This is a genomic window from Citrobacter sp. Cpo061, assembly GCF_030332845.1.
Lineage (GTDB): Bacteria > Pseudomonadota > Gammaproteobacteria > Enterobacterales > Enterobacteriaceae > Citrobacter > Citrobacter portucalensis.
In genome coordinates this window covers 209,719-229,766 of record NZ_JAOWHB010000034.1, presented here as the reverse complement: position 1 = coordinate 229,766, position 20,048 = coordinate 209,719, and the positions used below count along the sequence as shown (strand labels likewise).

General features: G+C 53.0%; 15 protein-coding genes and 1 pseudogene. 12 read left to right on the top strand and 4 right to left on the bottom strand.

The annotated features are described in order from the left end of the window. Positions 1-9 precede the first annotated feature (9 nt). Positions 10-903 (top strand): transcriptional activator NhaR, encoded by an 894-nt coding sequence (gene nhaR, locus OGX97_RS04645; RefSeq protein WP_032942332.1) that lies wholly within the window; start codon positions 10-12, stop codon positions 901-903. Between the two features lie 54 nt (positions 904-957). Here nhaR and OGX97_RS04640 read toward each other — a convergent pair whose 3' ends face one another. From OGX97_RS04640 to rpsT, 3 genes are all read right to left on the bottom strand, one after another. Further along, a complete protein-coding gene (locus tag OGX97_RS04640; RefSeq protein WP_279850918.1) occupies positions 958-2,997 on the bottom strand; it encodes a glycoside hydrolase family 31 protein in 2,040 nt (679 codons plus the stop codon). A gap of 43 nt (positions 2,998-3,040) precedes the next feature. Further along, entirely contained in the window at positions 3,041-4,411 is a 1,371-nt protein-coding gene (locus OGX97_RS04635; protein ID WP_235125487.1) for an MFS transporter, read from the bottom strand. Positions 4,412-4,869: 458 nt separating this feature from the next. Beyond that, the gene (gene rpsT, locus OGX97_RS04630; protein WP_003018940.1) at positions 4,870-5,133 is read right to left on the bottom strand and encodes a 30S ribosomal protein S20; all 264 of its coding nucleotides are present in this window, start codon (positions 5,131-5,133) and stop codon (positions 4,870-4,872) included. A 105-nt stretch (positions 5,134-5,238) separates the two neighbouring features. Between rpsT and OGX97_RS04625 the strand changes: the two are divergent. From OGX97_RS04625 to rihC, 7 genes and pseudogenes are all read left to right on the top strand, one after another. Next, positions 5,239-5,454 (top strand): annotated as a pseudogene (locus OGX97_RS04625) (DUF2575 domain-containing protein). 7 nt (positions 5,455-5,461) lie between these two features. Then, entirely contained in the window at positions 5,462-6,400 is a 939-nt protein-coding gene (gene ribF, locus OGX97_RS04620; protein ID WP_003829725.1) for a bifunctional riboflavin kinase/FAD synthetase, read from the top strand. Between the two features lie 37 nt (positions 6,401-6,437). After that, the gene (ileS, locus tag OGX97_RS04615; RefSeq protein WP_003829724.1) at positions 6,438-9,254 is read left to right on the top strand and encodes an isoleucine--tRNA ligase; all 2,817 of its coding nucleotides are present in this window, start codon (positions 6,438-6,440) and stop codon (positions 9,252-9,254) included. Further along, positions 9,254-9,751, top strand: a complete 498-nt coding sequence (gene lspA / locus OGX97_RS04610; RefSeq protein ID WP_003018932.1) for a signal peptidase II — start codon at positions 9,254-9,256, stop codon at positions 9,749-9,751. Before ileS ends, lspA begins: the two co-directional genes overlap by 1 nt. A 117-nt stretch (positions 9,752-9,868) precedes the next feature. Continuing rightward, on the top strand, positions 9,869-10,318 hold the full coding sequence (gene fkpB / locus OGX97_RS04605; protein WP_003018929.1) for an FKBP-type peptidyl-prolyl cis-trans isomerase: 450 nt from the start codon (positions 9,869-9,871) through the stop codon (positions 10,316-10,318). Position 10,319: 1 nt separating this feature from the next. Further along, positions 10,320-11,270, top strand: coding sequence for a 4-hydroxy-3-methylbut-2-enyl diphosphate reductase (ispH, locus tag OGX97_RS04600; RefSeq protein ID WP_003018925.1), 951 nt, complete (start codon positions 10,320-10,322; stop codon positions 11,268-11,270). Positions 11,271-11,336: 66 nt separating this feature from the next. Then, a complete protein-coding gene (gene rihC, locus OGX97_RS04595) occupies positions 11,337-12,251 on the top strand; it encodes a ribonucleoside hydrolase RihC (RefSeq protein ID WP_235125485.1) in 915 nt (304 codons plus the stop codon). Here the strand turns inward: rihC and OGX97_RS04590 are convergent, their stop codons facing one another. Continuing rightward, positions 12,252-13,160 (bottom strand): LysR family transcriptional regulator, encoded by a 909-nt coding sequence (locus OGX97_RS04590; RefSeq protein ID WP_032942336.1) that lies wholly within the window; start codon positions 13,158-13,160, stop codon positions 12,252-12,254. Positions 13,161-13,252: 92 nt separating this feature from the next. Between OGX97_RS04590 and OGX97_RS04585 the strand changes: the two genes are divergently transcribed. The 4 genes from OGX97_RS04585 (at position 13,253) to carB (ending at position 19,821) form a co-directional block, all read left to right on the top strand. After that, positions 13,253-13,885, top strand: coding sequence for a hypothetical protein (locus tag OGX97_RS04585; RefSeq protein WP_003829712.1), 633 nt, complete (start codon positions 13,253-13,255; stop codon positions 13,883-13,885). 268 nt (positions 13,886-14,153) lie between these two features. Next, positions 14,154-14,975 (top strand): 4-hydroxy-tetrahydrodipicolinate reductase, encoded by an 822-nt coding sequence (gene dapB / locus OGX97_RS04580; RefSeq protein WP_008786159.1) that lies wholly within the window; start codon positions 14,154-14,156, stop codon positions 14,973-14,975. A 455-nt stretch (positions 14,976-15,430) separates the two neighbouring features. Next, on the top strand, positions 15,431-16,579 hold the full coding sequence (carA, locus tag OGX97_RS04575; RefSeq protein WP_003829709.1) for a glutamine-hydrolyzing carbamoyl-phosphate synthase small subunit: 1,149 nt from the start codon (positions 15,431-15,433) through the stop codon (positions 16,577-16,579). Positions 16,580-16,596: 17 nt separating this feature from the next. Further along, complete coding sequence (gene carB, locus OGX97_RS04570; protein ID WP_003829707.1) at positions 16,597-19,821, top strand: carbamoyl-phosphate synthase large subunit; 3,225 nt, start codon at positions 16,597-16,599, stop codon at positions 19,819-19,821. The last annotated feature ends 227 nt before the right edge of the window (positions 19,822-20,048 follow it).

Genomic DNA, 20,048 nt, shown 5'->3' with positions numbered 1-20,048 from the left:
GGAGAGAGTATGTCTCATATAAATTACAACCATCTGTACTACTTTTGGCATGTCTATAAAGAAGGGTCAGTGGTTGGTGCAGCAGAAGCGCTTTATCTGACACCGCAGACCATTACCGGGCAGATTAAAGCGCTTGAGGAACGCTTACAGGGAAAATTGTTTAAGCGGAAGGGGCGTGGGCTGGAGCCCAGTGAGTTAGGCGAATTGGTTTTTCGTTACGCGGATAAGATGTTCACCTTAAGCCAGGAAATGCTGGATATCGTGAACTACCGCAAAGAGTCTAATTTGCTGTTCGATGTCGGCGTGGCGGATGCGCTATCGAAGCAGTTGGTCAGCAGCGTACTGGATGCCGCTGTGGTTGAAGATGAACAAATCCATCTGCGTTGTTTTGAGTCAACGCACGAGATGCTGTTGGATCAACTCAGCCAGCATAAGCTGGATATGATTATCTCCGACTGTCCGATTGATTCTACGCAGCAGGAAGGGTTGTTCTCAGTGCGGATAGGCGAATGCAGCGTAAGTTTTTGGTGCACCAAACCGCTGCCTGAAAAACCATTCCCGGCCTGCCTTGAGGAACGTCGGTTGCTGATCCCTGGACGTCGTTCGATGCTCGGACGTAAGCTGCTGAACTGGATCAACTCACAGGGATTGAATGTCGAAATCCTCGGTGAGTTTGATGACGCTGCGCTGATGAAAGCGTTTGGGGCAACGCATAATGCTATTTTTGTTGCACCAACTCTGTATTCGCACAATTTCTATGCTGATGATTCTATTGTTGAAATTGGACGCGTAGAAAATGTGATGGAAGAGTATCACGCCATATTTGCGGAAAGAATGATCCAGCATCCGGCGGTGCAGCGTATTTGCAATGCGGACTACTCGGCATTGTTCAAGCCACAGTAGACATACTTACCGTAATACTTCCGGCTGCGGTACTCACCCGCAGCCGGTTTCATGCTATAGCCTCAATAAGCTACGATACTGCCCACCTTCGCGGATAAATACCGGAATTCTGTTCAATGGCGCGGCATAGTGCAACGTTTGCCCTCCCGAATAACTCTCGCCGGTCGTAAGATCCGTCCATGTTTCCCCTTCCGGTAGCCAGATATCACGTTCGCGCATACCTTCATGCATTACGGGGGCAATCAGCAGGTCAGGACCAAAACAGTACTGGTCAGTGATTGCCCAACTTGTTTCCTGTTCGGGGAAATCAAAAAACAGGGGGCGCATCACTGGCGTATTGTGCTTATGGGTTTCCTCCATCAGCGCTTTGATATAGGGCTTCAGTTTCTCTCGCAACGCCAGGCAACCCGTCAGTACGTCGCACACGTCCTCACCGTAGCTCCAGACTTCGTTCGGTGCACCGGTAGGACACTGGGCGATACCATCCCGGTACGGTTGTTCCGGTAAAATCTGCGGATCGCGGTTGCCGTGCAGACGCATCACCGGGCTAAATACGCCCCACTGGAACCAGCGGATCAGCAGTTCATGGAAACGCGGGTCGTGAATATTACCGCCATGAAAACCACCGATATCCGTCGTCCACCACGGGATCCCCGCGATTCCCATATTGAGTCCGGCGGCAAACTGGTTGCGTAGCGATCTAAACGAGGAGTGAATATCACCTGACCAGACCAGTGCGCCATACTTTTGACTGCCGGCCCAGGCGCAGCGTAGCAGGTTGATAACCTTGTCTTCACCATCGGCTTTCATACCATCAAAAAAGGTTTTGGCGTACATTCGCGGGTAGATATTGCCCACTTCCAGTACCGGCCCGGCATGGTAGCGATAGTTGTCATAGTCATAAACGCTGAACTCAGGTTCGGCTTCGTCTAACCAGAATAGCTTCACGCCTTTATCATAATAGTTGCGTTTGGCTTTGCCCCAGACGTAGTCCCGCGCACCCGGATGGGTAGCATCAAAGAAAGTGGTGTTGCCGAGGAAATCCATATTGATTGGCAAGCCACGTTCCGTCTGTACCAGCCAGCCGTTTTCGCGCATCTCCCGATAGCTTTCAGTGCGGTTATCCACCGTCGGCCAGACGGAGACCATCAGCTCAATTTCCAGCGATTTCAGCTCGGCAATCATGGCATCAGGGTCGGGCCAGTCGCGCGCATCGAACATCCAGTCACCCTGATTCGGCCAGTGAAAGAAGTCGATAACGATCACCGAGATAGGCAGATTGCGGCGCTTATATTCGCGGGCAACCTCCAGCAGCTCTGCCTGCGTACGATAGCGGAGTTTGCACTGCCAGAAGCCCATGGCGTAGTCCGGCATCATCGGCGGTGTGCCGGTAGCCAGCGCATAAGCCCGGCTAATTTCTGCCGGGGTATCGCCAGCCGTGATCCAGTAGTCCAGCTGTTCGCTGACCTGTGCTTCCCATTCGGTAACGTTGTGGGCAAAGGTTACGCGCCCGACTGCCGGGTTATTCCATAAAAATCCGTAGCCCAGACTGGAGAGCATAAACGGTACTGAGGCCTGGGAGTTACGTTGCGCCAGCTCAAGAACGCATCCTTTGAGATCCAGGTTAGCCTGTTGATACTGCCCCATACCATAAATTTTTTCCCCTTCGCTGGCTTCGAAGCGGGCTTTAAGTGAATATTTTCCACCCTGAATAGGGCGGAATTCGCGCCCTTCAAGGTTGAGTGCGCTGACGTACTGGCCGTGAGAAGATTCATCCTCGCCAATTTCGCCCCGCAGGCGCCAGAACTCCTGCAACAGAGGTTTGTGTGGATGGCGGTAAAAGGTAACTTGTCCTTTTTGATTGACGATAGCGATAATTTTGCCGTTGGTCAGCGTCGCCTGGTGGTGCTCATAATCAATGTGGCAGTGGCTTTCTGCGACTGGCTCAGTCAATGCCCAGTCTTCATTTCTCATTACCGGCAGATGACGGCCACTGCGTACGCGCAGGCTGTTCTCGCCCCAGGGTTCAATCCATAAATAGCGATCGTTTTGCTGCCAGACCAGGCGACGCGGGTCATGTTGCATAAATGGCATGGTGGTGCCTCCCATATTTCGAGGGTGAAGGTAAAGATCGTTTTTAGTTGATGGTTTCCAGATCGTGGCGAATCTTCTCTTCCATCGCTTCGTATTTACGAAAGAAAAGTAGTGGGATCGCTGCGAGCGCGAAGAGTAGGGCGGGTGCCCAGATAAAGGCCCAGGTAATTCCCTCCAGACCCGCAGCACTCTGGGTATGGTTGGGGACATAGCCAAAACTGTTCATGATCCAGGCAGCGAAAGCGGTACCGAGGCCACTACCCATCTTGATGCAGAAGGTGCTGCCGAAGGCGATAAGAATGCCGGTAGCCTTAATACCCGTCTTCCATGCGCCGAAGTCGACTGCGAAGCCCAGCATGGCAAACGGCATTGAGCAGGCGATACCGCTGCCGATATTGCCGAGTACCCAGGCGGCGATGAGAAAAGGAATGTTGTCCGCTGCCAGCCACATCATGATGCCGCCAAGAGTGGCGACCAGCAGACCGCCTACCCATATCCACGTTTTAGCCAGGTATTTGCTAAAGAAGGGGATAGCGATGATAAACAGGATCTGAATTGTCGCCAGGCTGTTAATCAGCGGAACCAGATCTTTGCGGTCGAGGTTGTAGGTAAGATAGTAGACAATCGTTGTGGAGCGTTGTTGTAGGGCAATCCAGAAGATCAGGTTTGCCAGCACCATCAGGATCCATGGCCAGTTGCCTTTCATTGCCGCAAAACTCTTTTTCATCGGCAATTTAGGTTCTTGTTGAATTTTATCCGTATTCATTTCTCGGATATTTTTAAAGGCGAAAAGCGTTAACGAACAGGATATTACGGCAAATATAATCGCCGTATAAATAAAACCCGCATGATCATTTCCGTTACCTAAAAAAGCAACTAACGGCAGTGCGGTCGCATTCATTAATAAAACCCCAATTTGCCCACCGGTCATTCGCCAGGAATTTAAAACCAGTCTTTCCTTAGGAGATAAGGTCATCAGGGGTAATATTGCACTGAGCGGTGTATTAAGTCCGGTAAATAGAATGCTGGCAATCATATAAGATATTGCTGCATAGATAGCTTTTCCGGTCATACTGATATCAGGAGACCAAAATGACAGGGCGCTGAATACGGCAAAAGGTAATGGCAACCATAAAAACCAGGGGCGGCATTTACCGTAACGCGAACGCGTTTTATCGATGATGATCCCCCATATGGGGGCGTCTATGCCATCGACAATACGTGCCAGCAGCAGGATGACGCCTGCTACGGCGAGGCTAATACCTGCAACGTCTGTGTAGAAATATAAAATGTAAGTTGAACCGAAACAATACAGCAGATTACCCGCCACATCCAAAGAGCCGTAGCTAATACGCTGTAGTAAAGATAATGATGTTGACCCGCATGACTGGGTATCCTCAATAACAGAACTCATAATAATAACTCCGATACTGGAACGATACGCCCAGAAAAACAGCTTCTACTTTCCAAGCAAGTTTTAAATATTATTTTTATGTCGTTACTGAATTTATCCTCAGATTAAAATGAGTGAGTAAGGTGTACATGAAAAGTAGTTAACCCTACCGCGGCAATCAATTATCAAATCTTACATCAGGATTGCGTTTATTCGTTTTTGAATGAACGATGTTTCTATTTGCTAAGGTGGTCACAGTTTTATTAATAATGAAATAAAAAAAGGAAAACAGTGAAAGAAAATAACTTTCAAGTATTACGCGACGCGACTGAGGAAGGGATAGCTGAAAAAACAGGCTGGTCAGGAAGAGCGTTAACGAGCGAGAACAACATCAGTGGCTAAAGAGAAAAACGTCAGATAGCAGGCATAAAAAAACCCGCTTGCGCGGGTTTTTTCACAAAGCAACAACAAGCAGGCGATTAAGCCAGTTTGTTGATCTGTGCAGTCAGGTTTGCTTTATGACGTGCAGCTTTGTTTTTGTGGATCAGACCTTTAGCAGCCTGACGGTCCACGATTGGTTGCATTTCGTTAAATGCTTTCAGTGCAGTAGCTTTGTCGCCAGCTTCGATAGCTGCGTATACTTTCTTGATGAAAGTACGCATCATAGAGCGACGGCTAGCGTTGTGCTTGCGGGCCTTTTCAGACTGAACGGCGCGCTTCTTAGCTGATTTGATATTAGCCAAGGTCCAACTCCCAAATGTGTTCTATATGGACAATTCAAAGGCCGAGGAATATGCCCTTTTAGCCTTCTTTTGTCAATGGATTTGTGCAAATAAGCGCCGTTTAAATTGCAGCACTCGTTGCGTAGTGATGGCGCAGGATTCTACCAGCTTGCGTGGCGTGAATACAGCTTTTCCACGAGAAAAATTGCATTGGCGTGCCCGTGAAGGTCTGCAATTTGTTTCATAACAATGAAAACAATCCTCTTTCTGTTTCGTAGAAACAATCGCCGGTTAACGTTGACCGCGGTACAGGGTATACTTTCACGATTTTCACTGTTTTGAGCCAGACATGAAGCTGATACGAGGCATACATAATCTCAGTCAGGCCCCGCATGGGTGTGTGCTGACTATTGGTAATTTCGACGGCGTGCACCGTGGCCACCGTGCGTTGCTGCAGGGTTTACGGGAAGAAGGGCGCAAACGCAATTTACCGGTGATGGTGATGATTTTCGAGCCGCAGCCGCTAGAGCTGTTTGCGACCGACAAGTCACCTGCGCGCCTCACTCGCCTGCGCGAAAAACTGCGTTATCTGGCGGAATGCGGCGTGGACTACGTGCTGTGCGTGCGTTTTGACAGGCGCTTTGCGGCATTAACGGCGCAGACCTTCATCAGCGATCTGCTGGTTAAGCGCCTTGGTGTACAATTTCTTGCCGTTGGTGATGATTTCCGCTTTGGCGCTAGCCGTGCGGGCGATTTCTTGTTATTACAGGAAGCGGGCGCTGAGTATGGTTTTGATATCACCAGCACCCAAACCTTCTGCGAAGGCGGTGTGCGCATTAGCAGCACCGCGGTACGTCAGGCGCTGGCAGAAGATAACCTGCAACTGGCCGAAAGCCTGCTTGGGCATCCTTTTACTATCTCAGGACGTGTCGTTCACGGTGATGAATTAGGGCGCACCATCGGTTTTCCGACGGCAAACTTACCGCTGCGTCGCCAGGTTTCTCCGGTGAAAGGGGTTTATGCGGTTGAAGTGATGGGACTGGGCGATAAACCGTTGCCCGGCGTCGCCAACATCGGCACCCGCCCGACGGTAGCAGGCGTACGCCAACAGTTGGAAGTGCATCTATTGGACGTTGTAATGGACCTGTATGGTCGCCATATAGATGTAGTACTGCGTAAAAAAATACGCAGCGAACAGCGATTTGCCTCGCTGGATGAACTAAAAGCGCAGATTGCGCGTGATGAGTTGACTGCCCGTGAATTTTTTGGGCTAACAAAACCGGCTTAATGCCTATACGAGTTTTAAATACGGAACCGAGAATCTGATGAGTGACTATAAATCAACCCTGAATTTGCCGGAAACAGGGTTCCCGATGCGCGGCGATCTCGCCAAGCGCGAACCGGGAATGCTGGCGCGTTGGACTGATGATGACCTGTACGGCATCATTCGTGCGGCCAAAAAAGGCAAAAAAACCTTCATTCTGCATGATGGCCCTCCTTATGCGAATGGCAGCATTCATATTGGTCACTCGGTTAACAAGATTCTGAAAGACATTATCGTGAAGTCCAAAGGACTCACGGGTTATGACTCGCCTTACGTTCCGGGCTGGGACTGCCACGGTCTGCCGATCGAGCTGAAAGTAGAGCAGGAATACGGCAAACCGGGCGAGAAGTTTACCGCCGCTGAGTTCCGTGCCAAGTGCCGCGAATACGCAGCGACCCAGGTTGACGGTCAGCGTAAAGACTTTATCCGTCTTGGCGTACTGGGCGACTGGTCGCATCCGTACCTGACCATGGACTTCAAAACCGAAGCCAACATCATTCGTGCGCTGGGTAAAATCATCGGTAACGGTCACCTGCACAAAGGTGCGAAGCCGGTGCACTGGTGCGTTGACTGCCGTTCCGCGCTGGCGGAAGCGGAAGTTGAGTATTATGACAAAACCTCCCCGTCCATCGACGTGGCGTTCCACGCCGCCGATCAGGATGCGGTGAAAGCGAAATTTGGCGTTTCTGACGTCAACGGCCCGATCTCTCTGGTTATCTGGACCACTACCCCGTGGACGTTACCGGCGAACCGCGCAATCTCTCTGGCACCTGATTTTGACTATGCGCTGGTGCAGATTGACGGCCAGGCTGTGATTCTGGCGAAAGATCTGGTTGAAAGCGTTATGCAGCGTATTGGCGCGGCTGAATACACCATTCTCGGCACCGTTAAAGGCGCTGAGCTGGAACTGCTGCGCTTTACCCATCCGTTTATGGGCTTTGATGTGCCAGCTATCCTTGGCGATCACGTTACGCTGGATGCGGGTACCGGTGCGGTTCATACCGCTGGCGGTCACGGTCCGGATGACTACGTCATCAGCCAGAAATACGGTCTGGAAATCGCTAACCCGGTTGGCCCGGACGGCGCATACCTGGCGGGTACCTATCCGGATCTGGACGGCGTGAACGTCTTTAAAGCCAACGACAAAATCGTTGCGCTGCTGAGCGAAAAAGGTGCGCTGCTGCACGTTGAGAAGATGCAGCACAGCTACCCATGCTGCTGGCGTCACAAGTCACCGATCATCTTCCGTGCGACCCCACAGTGGTTCGTCAGCATGGATCAAAAAGGCCTGCGCGCACAGTCGCTGAAAGAGATCAAAGGCGTGCAGTGGATCCCGGACTGGGGCCAGGCGCGTATTGAATCGATGGTTGCTAACCGTCCTGACTGGTGTATCTCCCGTCAGCGTACGTGGGGTGTGCCGATGTCTCTGTTTGTTCACAAAGACACCGAAGAGCTGCATCCGCGCGCTATCGAACTGATGGAAGAAGTGGCTAAACGCGTTGAAGTTGACGGCATCCAGGCGTGGTGGGATCTCGATCCGAAAGATATCCTCGGCGACGAAGCTGACCAGTATGTCAAAGTCCCGGATACGCTGGACGTGTGGTTCGACTCTGGTTCAACCCACTCCTCCGTCGTGGACGTGCGTCCTGAGTTTGCAGGCCATGCGGCCGATATGTATCTGGAAGGCTCTGACCAGCACCGTGGCTGGTTCATGTCATCTCTGATGATCTCCACCGCCATGAAAGGCAAAGCACCTTATCGCCAGGTACTGACTCACGGTTTCACCGTTGATGGTCAGGGCCGTAAGATGTCCAAGTCTATCGGTAACACCGTTTCTCCGCAGGATGTGATGAACAAACTGGGCGCGGATATTCTGCGTCTGTGGGTGGCTTCAACCGACTATACCGGTGAAATGGCCGTTTCTGACGAAATTCTGAAACGTGCTGCCGACAGCTATCGTCGTATCCGTAACACCGCGCGCTTCCTGCTGGCGAACCTGAACGGGTTCGATCCGGTTAAAGACATGGTGAAACCGGAAGAGATGGTGGTGCTGGACAGGTGGGCGGTAGGTTGTGCGCAAGCGGCGCAGGACGAAATCCTGAAAGCCTATGAAGCCTATGACTTCCACGAAGTGGTACAGCGCCTGATGCGCTTCTGCTCCGTCGAAATGGGTTCGTTCTACCTCGACATCATCAAAGACCGTCAGTACACCGCGAAAGCGGATAGCGTGGCGCGTCGTAGCTGCCAGACAGCGCTGTTCCATATCGCTGAAGCGCTGGTTCGTTGGATGGCGCCGATCATGTCCTTCACCGCCGATGAAATCTGGGGCTACCTGCCGGGCGATCGTGAGAAGTATGTCTTTACCGGTGAATGGTACGAAGGTCTGTTTGGCTTAGGCGAAACCGAAGCGATGAACGATGCCTTCTGGGACGAGCTGTTGAAAGTGCGTGGTGAAGTGAACAAAGTCATCGAACAGGCGCGTGCGGATAAGAAAGTCGGTGGTTCTCTGGAGGCTGCAGTGACCCTGTACGCTGAACCTGAGCTGGCGGCGAAACTGACCGCGCTGGGCGAAGAGTTGCGTTTTGTACTGCTGACCTCTGGTGCGACGGTTGCGGATTATGCGGCTGCTCCTGCTGATGCTCAGCAGAGCGAACTGCTCAAAGGTCTGAAAATCGTACTGAGCAAAGCCGAAGGTGAGAAATGCCCGCGCTGCTGGCATTACACTACCGATGTCGGCCAGGTGGCGGAACATGCAGATATCTGCGGACGCTGTGTCAGCAACATCGCCGGTGATGGCGAACAACGTAAGTTTGCCTGATGAGTAAGCCTCTTTGTTCAACAGGACTACGCTGGCTGTGGCTGGTGGTAGTCGTGCTGATTATCGATTTAGGCAGCAAATACCTGATCCTCCAGAACTTTGCTCTGGGGGATACGGTGTCGCTGTTTCCGTCGCTTAATCTGCACTACGCGCGTAACTATGGTGCGGCGTTTAGCTTCTTAGCCGACAGCGGCGGCTGGCAACGTTGGTTCTTTGCCGGCATCGCCATCGGTATTTGCGTCATCCTGATGGTGATGATGTATCGCTCGAAGGCGACCCAGAAGCTGAACAACATCGCGTATGCGTTAATCATTGGCGGTGCACTGGGCAACTTGTTCGACCGCCTGTGGCACGGCTTCGTGGTTGATATGATTGACTTTTACGTCGGCGACTGGCATTTCGCGACTTTCAATCTGGCCGATACTGCTATCTGTATCGGCGCGGCATTGATTGTTCTCGAAGGCTTCCTGCCGTCGAAAGAGAAAAAAGCCGCATAAAAAAATGCCGGATGGCGCTATGCTAATCCGGCCTACAATATACTGCGATCCTTGTTGGCCCGGTAAGCGTACCGCCACCGGGCAAACAGGCGGCAGCAATTTTAAAGAGCAACCTGCATGTCTAAATCAGTACAGAGTAACAGTGCGGTGCTGGTGCACTTCACCCTTAAGCTCGACGATGGCTCAACCGCAGAGTCAACCCGCAATAACGGCAAGCCAGCGCTGTTTCGCCTGGGCGACGGTTCTCTGTCTGAAGGACTGGAACAACACCTGCTGGGGCTAAAAGAAGGTGATAAAACCACTTTTGCTCTGGAACCGGATGCCGCCTTTGGCGTGTCAAGTCCGGACTTAATTCAGTATTTCTCGCGTCGGGAATTTATGGACGCGGGCGAGCCAGAAATTGGCGCTATCATGCTCTTTACCGCAATGGACGGCAGTGAGATGCCTGGCGTGATCCGCGAAATCAACGGTGATTCGATCACGGTTGATTTCAACCATCCGCTGGCCGGGCATACCGTTCATTTTGATATTGAAGTGCTGGAAGTCGAACCGGCACTGGAGGCGTAAAATGCAGATCCTGTTGGCCAACCCGCGCGGTTTTTGCGCTGGCGTAGACCGCGCTATCAGCATTGTGGAAAACGCGCTGGCTATTTATGGCGCACCGATTTATGTCCGTCACGAGGTGGTGCATAACCGCTATGTGGTGGATAGCCTGCGCGAGCGCGGCGCTATTTTTATCGAGCAAATCAGCGAAGTGCCGGATGGCGCGATCCTGATTTTCTCCGCTCATGGCGTATCTCAGGCGGTGCGTAACGAAGCCAAAGGCCGTGACCTCACGGTTTTTGATGCGACCTGCCCGCTGGTAACGAAAGTGCATATGGAAGTTGCCCGTGCCAGTCGTCGTGGCGAAGAATCCATTCTGATTGGTCACGCCGGGCACCCGGAAGTCGAAGGCACGATGGGCCAGTACAGCAACCCGCAAGGGGGAATGTATCTGGTTGAATCACCAGATGATGTGCTGAAACTGAATGTGAAAAATGAAGGCAAATTATCCTTCATGACGCAGACAACGCTTTCCGTTGACGACACTTCTGACGTTATTGATGCGCTGCGTCAACGCTTCCCGAAAATTGTCGGGCCGCGCAAAGACGATATCTGTTATGCCACCACCAACCGTCAGGAAGCGGTTCGCGCGCTGGCGGAACAGGCTGATGTTGTGCTGGTGGTCGGCTCTAAGAACTCCTCTAACTCCAACCGTCTGGCTGAACTGGCCCAGCGAATGGGGAAAGCGGCGTATTTGATTGACGATGCGACCGACATTCAGGAAGCGTGGGTGAAAGAAGCGAAGTGTGTGGGCGTGACGGCCGGAGCCTCGGCGCCGGATATCCTGGTGCAAAACGTGATTGCTCGCCTGCAAGAGCTTGGTGGTGGGGAAGCGATCCCACTGGAAGGCCGCGAAGAGAACATCGTTTTCGAAGTGCCGAAAGAGCTGCGTGTGGATGTTCGTGAAGTAGAGTAAGTCTTTCCAGTTACGATTATGAGAAGATGCCAGACTTAACGTCTGGCATTTTTTTATGGAGAAACCATGCGCTTACCGATCATTCTTGATACCGATCCCGGCATTGATGATGCCGCCGCCATTGCCGCCGCGCTGTTTGCCCCTGAGCTGGATCTGCAACTGATGACCACGGTAGCAGGCAATGTGTCGGTGGAGAAAACCACCCGTAATGCGTTGCAACTGCTGCACTTCTGGAATGCGGATGTTCCGCTGGCGCAGGGAGCATCAATGCCGCTGGTGCGGCCACTGCGTGATGCCGCTTCCGTGCACGGCGAGTCCGGTATGGAAGGGTATGAATTTGTCGAACACGACCGCCAGGCGATGGCAAAACCCGCCTTCCAGGCGATTCGCGATGCGCTGATGCATGCCCCGCAGCCCGTGACGCTGGTGGCGATTGGCCCGCTGACCAACATTGCGCTGCTGCTGACCCATTATCCTGAATGCGTATTTAACATTCACCGTCTGGTGATTATGGGCGGCTCTGCCGGGCGCGGGAACTTCACACCCAACGCCGAGTTTAATATTGCTATCGATCCCGAGGCCGCAGCGAAAGTCTTCCAGAGCGGGTTGGAGATTGTGATGTGTGGGCTGGATGTCACTAATCAGGCTATGCTCGCCCCGGACTATCTGGCGACGTTGCCTCAGCTTAACCAGACGGGAAAAATGCTGCATGCGCTGTTTAGCCATTACCGTAGCGGCAGTATGAATACAGGGTTGCGAATGCACGATCTGTGCGCCATTGCCTGGCTGGTGCGCCCGGAACTGTTTATCCTGCAGTCGTGTTTCGTGGCGGTTGAAACCCAGGGCGAATATACCTCGGGTACGACTGTAGTGGACATTGAAGGACGCTTGGGGCATCCGGCAAATGCGCAGGTTGCGCTGGGCCTGAACGTTGAAGGTTTCCAGCAGTGGGTGGCAGAGGTATTTGCCCGCGCGCTGTAATCAGGTGTTGTGCAACGGCACCTTCTCGCTGAGATAATCAATCATCGCCCGCATTCTGGCGGGCATATGTTGATTGCGCGTCCATAGCAGCCACAGTTCCCCGCTGTAGTCGCTGATAAATTCCCATTCTGGAAGTACCTGGACAATCTCGCCATTGGCGAGTGCCTCGCTGGCGGTGAACAGTGGCAGGCTGCCGATTCCCAGATCCTTTTTTACCGCGTCCAGGCGTACACCGGTGTGGTTGGCGGCGTAGCGGCCATGAGTCTGAATAGTCTCCATGCGCTCACCGCGTCGAAACTTCCAACGTGAATCCGCAGGTGTCTCGCCAAGACTGATACAGCTATGCTCGCGCAGTGCCTGCGGGTGCTCGGGCGTACCGTGCTTGCGTAAGTATTCGGGGGTTGCGCATATCACATGGCTGACCGGCATCAGCGGTTTCCCGTACAGGCCCGGGGAGGGCGACTGACTGATGCGCAGTGCAAGGTCGACGCCGTCGTCGATTAAATCCATATACCGGTCTTCCAGCCGAAGGCAGACGTCCACTTGCGGGTAGCGCGTAAAGAATTCGGCCATCAGTGGATGAATGACAAATCGCCCCACCGCTTTCGGCACGCTGAGGGTCAGTTGCCCTTGCGCGATGGTTTGTCGACTGCTGCCTGAGTCGACGGCCATTTGTGCCGCATGCAGCATTTCCTGCGCGTGTGCATACACAATTTTGCCCGTTTCGCTGAGCGCCAGCTTGCGCGTCGTACGGTGCAGCAGCTTACTGCCCAACGCCTTCTCGAGGCGTGAAGCGCTGCGGCTAATAGCGGAAGGCGTAGCACCCGAGGCTTTGGCGGCGGCGGAGAAGCTCCCCTGGTCGATAATCAACACAAAGGTGGCAAGGTCGGGAAGAAGATTAGGGTTCATTTGTGCGTACCAGGCAAAGATGCATTGAACCAGCGCAGGATTATCGCCGTCAGTAAAGTGAATATACTCTTCCCATCAAGAGGAGAGCAATCATGACTGAACGTCTTTATTACACCAGCGATAACACTGAAGGCCAGGCTAACTTACTGAGTTGCTCGGCTGAGCCGGATGGACGGTACGCGGTGGTACTGGATAGAACCCTTTTTCACCCGCAGGGAGGCGGGCAGCCTGCGGATGCGGGCTGGATTGATGATGAGCGGGTTGAAACAGTCCTCGCGCGCGGTGACGATGTGGTGCACATCGTGGCAAAACCGCTCCTCCCCGGCATCGTGAACCTGCGTGTGGATGCCGCGCTGCGTCAACTGCACGCCCGCCTGCACTCGGCAGGACATCTTATCGGCCTGGCGGGTACAGCGTTCGGCTGGCTCCCGGTGAAAGCACACCATTGGCCCAATGAGGGGCGCATTACTTTCGCCGCCGGTGAAAACGGTACGTTACCGGATACGCTATCGCTGCAGGAGAAAATCAACGCCTGGCAGGCAGACAATCTCTCCAGACAAGTGACATTCACCGACGGGTTGCGGCAGGTTGGATTTGGTCATCTCCTCGCTTATCCCTGCGGAGGGACGCATGTTGCCCATCTCTCTGAGATTGGACCGGTGACGATTACTCAGGTGAAGATGAAAAAAGGGCAAATGATCGTCAACTACACGCTCGTGCCATAAAACTACACTCGCGAAAATATCTACGCAGACTGGCTGATTTCTGCTCGTATTTCCGTCGTTTTCCCATCATTTTGCGCCATACTGAGTAAGTTTGACTTCTTTCCTGTGCTCCAGCAATGATTCATCCTGCGGGATGAATCATGTCTTTTACTGATATTCCCCTCTGTTTATCATTAAATTCTAATTATGGGTGTTTTCAGCTAGCGGCCTCCGGGCGTGCTGGTTACTCTGAAAACGGTTTACGCAATTTTTATTAAAGAGAATAGCTATGCATGAAGCACAAATCCGTGTCGCCATTGCCGGCGCCGGTGGCCGCATGGGACGGCAGTTAATCCAGGCCGCCATGGCGATGGAAGGTGTTCAATTGGGTGCCGCGTTAGAGCGCGAAGGCTCGTCCTTACTGGGAAGCGATGCCGGAGAATTAGCGGGGGCCGGAAAAACGGGCGTTACCGTGCAAAGCAGCCTTGACGCGGTGAAAGATGATTTCGATGTTTTCATCGATTTTACCCGCCCGGAAGGCACGCTGGCGCATCTGGCGTTTTGCCGCCAGCACGGTAAAGGGATGGTGATTGGCACCACCGGCTTTGACGATGCCGGTAAACAGGCGATTCGTGATGCCGCGCAGGAGATTGCGATCGTTTTCGCCGCGAACTTTAGCGTCGGCGTGAACGTTATGCTTAAGCTGCTGGAGAAGGCGGCGAAAGTGATGGGCGATTACACCGATATTGAGATTATTGAAGCTCACCACCGCCATAAAGTTGATGCGCCCTCAGGCACTGCGCTGGCGATGGGCGAGGCGATTGCCGGGGCGCTGGATAAAGATTTAAAAGAGTGTGCCGTCTATTCGCGTGAAGGTTACACCGGCGAGCGCGTACCGGGCACGATCGGTTTTGCCACGGTGCGGGCGGGGGATATCGTCGGTGAGCATACCGCGATGTTTGCTGATATTGGCGAGCGTATTGAGATCACGCATAAAGCATCTAGCCGCATGACTTTTGCCAATGGCGCAGTGCGTTCGGCAATTTGGCTGAAATCAAAGTCAAATGGTCTTTTTGATATGAAAGATGTGCTTGATTTACGCAGTTTATAGCTTTCATTACCCTTCGTGATGTGGTTATTGTAATCATAATTATTTGATTACATAGGGCAATATTTTATTGCCCTTTTATTTTTGGCTTCTGAATGTGTTTTTTCTTTTAATTGGTTATTTGTCTATGTTTTGTTGGGTAATTCTGTTATCTCAATGTAAATTTTGACCAAATGGTCCACTTTTTTCTCTCCCGCATTCTGTTTTTACACTCTTTGTCTGCCGCAAGCGTTTTCCACCCTGAGTTAGCTGATCTTTTTGCCTGTTAAATCGTGTGTTTTATCCCAGTGGCGCAAAATAATAATAAAAAAAGCCCTTTTGGGTAGACTTTTGTGTGAGCTATCTCTAGAATGCCGCCGTTTGCCAGAAATCCATAGGTAAGCAAATTTGCATTGATTCATGAGGTGTTAATGAATTAATATGCAAATAAAGTGAGTGAATATTCTCTGGAGGGTGTTTTGATTAAGTCAGCGCTATTGGTTCTGGAAGACGGAACCCAGTTTCACGGTCGGGCCATAGGGGCAACAGGTTCGGCGGTTGGGGAAGTCGTTTTCAATACTTCAATGACCGGTTATCAAGAAATCCTCACTGATCCTTCCTATTCCCGCCAAATCGTCACTCTTACTTATCCTCATATCGGTAATGTCGGCACCAATGAAGCCGATGCAGAATCTTCTCAGGTACATGCGCAAGGCCTGGTCATCCGCGACCTGCCGCTGATTGCCAGCAACTTCCGCGATACTGAAGACCTCTCTTCTTACCTCAAGCGCCATAACATTGTGGCGATTGCTGATATCGATACCCGTAAGCTGACGCGTTTGCTGCGTGAAAAGGGCGCACAGAACGGCTGCATCATCGCGGGCGATAACCCGGATGCGGCGCTGGCACTGGAAAAAGCAAAAGCTTTCCCAGGCCTGAACGGTATGGATCTGGCGAAAGAAGTGACCACCGCGGAGCCTTATAGTTGGACGCAGGGGAGCTGGACGCTAGCCGGTGACCTGCCGGAAGCGAAATCTGCCGATGAAATGCCGTTCCACGTTGTGGCTTACGATTTCGGCGCCAAACGTAACATTCTGCGTATGTTAGCGGACCGCGGCTGCCGCCTGACGGTTGTACCGGCGAAAACCTCAGCAGAAGACGTTCTGAAGATGAATCCGGACGGTATCTTCCTGTCCAACGGCCCTGGCGACCCGGCGCCGTGCGACTACGCAATTACCGCGATTCAGAAATTCCTCGAAACCGATATTCCGGTATTTGGCATCTGCCTCGGCCATCAGCTGCTGGCGCTGGCGAGCGGTGCGAAGACCATTAAGATGAAGTTTGGCCACCACGGCGGTAACCATCCGGTAAAAGATATTGATAACAATACCGTGATGATCACCGCACAGAACCACGGTTTTGCTGTAGATGAAGCCTCCATGCCTGCCAACCTGCGCGTGACCCACAAGTCACTGTTCGACGGCACCTTGCAGGGGATTCATCGTACCGACAAACCGGCGTTTAGCTTCCAGGGGCACCCTGAAGCGAGTCCGGGTCCGCACGACGCTGCACCGTTGTTCGACCACTTTATCGAGTTAATTGAGCAATACCGTCAGTCCGCGAAATAATCAGGAGTAAAAGAGCCATGCCAAAACGTACAGACATAAAAAGTATCCTGATTCTGGGCGCGGGTCCGATTGTTATCGGTCAGGCGTGTGAGTTTGACTATTCCGGCGCGCAGGCGTGTAAAGCCCTGCGTGAAGAGGGTTACCGCGTTATTCTGGTGAACTCCAACCCGGCAACCATCATGACCGACCCGGAAATGGCCGATGCCACTTACATCGAGCCGATTCACTGGGAAGTGGTACGCAAAATTATTGAGAAAGAACGCCCGGATGCGGTGCTGCCAACCATGGGCGGTCAGACAGCGCTGAACTGTGCGCTGGAACTGGAACGCCAGGGCGTACTGGCTGAGTTCGGCGTGACCATGATTGGCGCAACGGCGGATGCCATTGATAAAGCGGAAGACCGTCGTCGCTTCGATATCGCGATGAAGAAGATTGGTCTTGACACCGCACGTTCAGGCATCGCTCACACCATGGAAGAAGCGCTGGCGGTTGCCGCTGACGTTGGCTTCCCGTGCATTATCCGCCCTAGCTTCACCATGGGCGGCACCGGTGGCGGTATCGCCTATAACCGCGAAGAGTTCGAAGAAATCTGCGAACGCGGTCTGGATCTTTCCCCAACCAACGAGCTGCTGATTGATGAATCACTGATTGGCTGGAAAGAGTACGAGATGGAAGTGGTGCGTGATAAAAACGACAACTGCATCATCGTCTGCTCCATCGAAAACTTCGACGCGATGGGCATCCATACCGGTGACTCCATCACCGTAGCACCTGCCCAGACGCTGACCGACAAAGAATATCAAATCATGCGTAACGCCTCGATGGCGGTACTGCGTGAAATCGGCGTGGAAACCGGCGGTTCTAACGTCCAGTTTGCGGTAAACCCGAAAAACGGTCGCCTGATTGTCATCGAGATGAACCCGCGCGTATCCCGTTCTTCTGCGCTGGCATCTAAAGCCACCGGTTTCCCGATTGCGAAAGTCGCCGCCAAGCTGGCGGTGGGCTATACCCTCGACGAACTGATGAACGACATCACCGGCGGCCGTACTCCGGCTTCATTTGAGCCGTCCATCGACTACGTTGTGACCAAAATTCCACGCTTCAACTTCGAGAAATTCGTTGGTGCTAACGACCGCCTGACCACGCAGATGAAATCTGTCGGTGAAGTGATGGCGATTGGCCGTACCCAGCAGGAATCGTTGCAGAAAGCGCTGCGCGGTCTGGAAGTGGGCGCGACCGGCTTCGACCCGAAAGTAAGCCTGGACGACCCGGAAGCACTGACTAAAATCCGTCGCGAGCTGAAAGACGCTGGCGCTGAGCGTATCTGGTACATCGCCGATGCCTTCCGTGCTGGCCTGTCCGTCGATGGCGTGTTCAATCTGACCAACATCGACCGCTGGTTCCTGGTGCAGATTGAAGAGCTGGTACGTCTGGAAGAAAAAGTCACCGACCTTGGCATCAACGGCCTCGACGCTGACTTCCTGCGCGTACTGAAGCGCAAAGGCTTCGCCGATGCGCGTCTGGCGAAACTGGCCGGCGTTCGCGAAGCGGAAATCCGCAAACTGCGCGACCAGTACAATCTGCACCCGGTCTACAAACGCGTGGATACCTGTGCGGCAGAATTTGCCACCGACACCGCTTACATGTACTCCACCTATGAAGATGAGTGCGAAGCGAACCCGTCCGTTGACCGCGATAAAATCATGGTGCTGGGCGGTGGTCCAAACCGTATCGGTCAGGGCATTGAGTTTGACTACTGCTGCGTACACGCCTCGCTGGCGCTGCGCGAAGACGGTTACGAGACCATCATGGTCAACTGTAACCCGGAAACCGTTTCAACTGATTACGACACCTCCGACCGCCTGTACTTCGAGCCGGTCACGCTGGAAGACGTACTGGAAATCGTTCGTATCGAGAAGCCGAAAGGCGTCATCGTACAGTACGGCGGACAGACCCCGCTGAAGCTGGCGCGTGCGCTGGAAGCGGCAGGTGTACCGGTTATCGGTACCAGCCCGGATGCCATCGACCGCGCGGAAGACCGCGAGCGTTTCCAGCAGGCGGTTGACCGTCTGAAGCTGAAACAACCGGCGAATGCTACCGTAACGGCTATCGAACAGGCTGTTGAGAAGGCGAAAGAGATTGGCTACCCGCTGGTGGTGCGTCCGTCGTATGTTCTCGGTGGTCGCGCGATGGAAATCGTCTACGACGAAGCCGACCTGCGTCGCTACTTCCAGACTGCAGTCAGCGTTTCTAACGATGCGCCGGTACTGCTGGACCGTTTCCTTGACGATGCGGTTGAAGTGGACGTGGACGCTATCTGCGACGGTGAAATGGTGCTGATTGGTGGCATCATGGAGCACATCGAACAGGCGGGCGTGCACTCCGGTGACTCCGCATGTTCTCTGCCTGCTTACACCCTGAGCCAGGAAATTCAGGATGTGATGCGCCAACAGGTGCAGAAACTGGCCTTCGAACTGCAGGTTCGCGGTCTGATGAACGTCCAGTTTGCGGTGAAGAATAACGAAGTTTACCTGATTGAAGTGAACCCGCGTGCGGCACGTACCGTTCCGTTCGTCTCCAAGGCAACTGGTGTACCGCTGGCGAAAGTCGCGGCGCGCGTGATGGCCGGGAAAACGCTGGCACAGCAGGGCGTAACCAAAGAAGTTATCCCGCCGTACTACTCGGTAAAAGAAGTGGTGCTGCCGTTCAACAAGTTCCCGGGCGTTGACCCGCTGTTAGGGCCAGAAATGCGCTCTACCGGGGAAGTGATGGGCGTGGGCCGTACCTTCGCTGAAGCGTTCGCCAAGGCACAGCTGGGCAGTAGCTCCACCATGAAAAAACAGGGTCGTGCACTGCTCTCCGTTCGCGAAGGCGATAAAGAGCGCGTGGTTGACCTGGCAGCGAAACTGCTGAAGTTTGGCTTCGAGCTGGATGCGACGCACGGGACCGCGATTGTTCTGGGTGAAGCGGGTATCAATCCACGTCTGGTGAACAAGGTGCATGAAGGTCGTCCGCACATTCAGGACCGTATCAAGAATGGCGAGTACACCTATATCATCAACACCACCGAAGGTCGTCAGGCGATTGAAGACTCCAAGCTTATTCGCCGCAGCGCGCTGCAGTACAAAGTGCATTATGACACTACGCTGAACGGCGGTTTCGCCACAGCGATGGCGTTGAATGCCGATGCAACCGAGAAGGTAACCTCGGTGCAGGAAATGCACGCGCAGATCAAAAAGTAATAAACAAAAGGTCCGGTGAATATTGCTCTAACCGGATCTGTAATATAATTTTGAAAGGGTTTCTGTAAAGAAACCCTTTTTTTGTCTTGCGTAAGGTCATTCCTGGACAAGTCCGTTTCCGTAACCACATTTTCAATGTAATAAGCACGATATTGCTCACACTAATCAACATTCAAGTCGCATACTATCCTTTATATCCACAATTTTAATATGGCTTAGTTTTTATT

Coding starts and splice junctions, on each gene's coding strand:
- nhaR (WP_032942332.1), top strand. CDS start 10: ATGTCTCATATAAATTACAACCATCTGTACTACTTTTGGCATGTCTAT.
- OGX97_RS04640 (WP_279850918.1), bottom strand. CDS start 2,997: ATGCCATTTATGCAACATGACCCGCGTCGCCTGGTCTGGCAGCAAAAC.
- OGX97_RS04635 (WP_235125487.1), bottom strand. CDS start 4,411: ATGAGTTCTGTTATTGAGGATACCCAGTCATGCGGGTCAACATCATTA.
- ribF (WP_003829725.1), top strand. CDS start 5,462: ATGAAGCTGATACGAGGCATACATAATCTCAGTCAGGCCCCGCATGGG.
- ileS (WP_003829724.1), top strand. CDS start 6,438: ATGAGTGACTATAAATCAACCCTGAATTTGCCGGAAACAGGGTTCCCG.
- lspA (WP_003018932.1), top strand. CDS start 9,254: ATGAGTAAGCCTCTTTGTTCAACAGGACTACGCTGGCTGTGGCTGGTG.
- fkpB (WP_003018929.1), top strand. CDS start 9,869: ATGTCTAAATCAGTACAGAGTAACAGTGCGGTGCTGGTGCACTTCACC.
- ispH (WP_003018925.1), top strand. CDS start 10,320: ATGCAGATCCTGTTGGCCAACCCGCGCGGTTTTTGCGCTGGCGTAGAC.
- rihC (WP_235125485.1), top strand. CDS start 11,337: ATGCGCTTACCGATCATTCTTGATACCGATCCCGGCATTGATGATGCC.
- OGX97_RS04590 (WP_032942336.1), bottom strand. CDS start 13,160: ATGAACCCTAATCTTCTTCCCGACCTTGCCACCTTTGTGTTGATTATC.
- OGX97_RS04585 (WP_003829712.1), top strand. CDS start 13,253: ATGACTGAACGTCTTTATTACACCAGCGATAACACTGAAGGCCAGGCT.
- dapB (WP_008786159.1), top strand. CDS start 14,154: ATGCATGAAGCACAAATCCGTGTCGCCATTGCCGGCGCCGGTGGCCGC.
- carB (WP_003829707.1), top strand. CDS start 16,597: ATGCCAAAACGTACAGACATAAAAAGTATCCTGATTCTGGGCGCGGGT.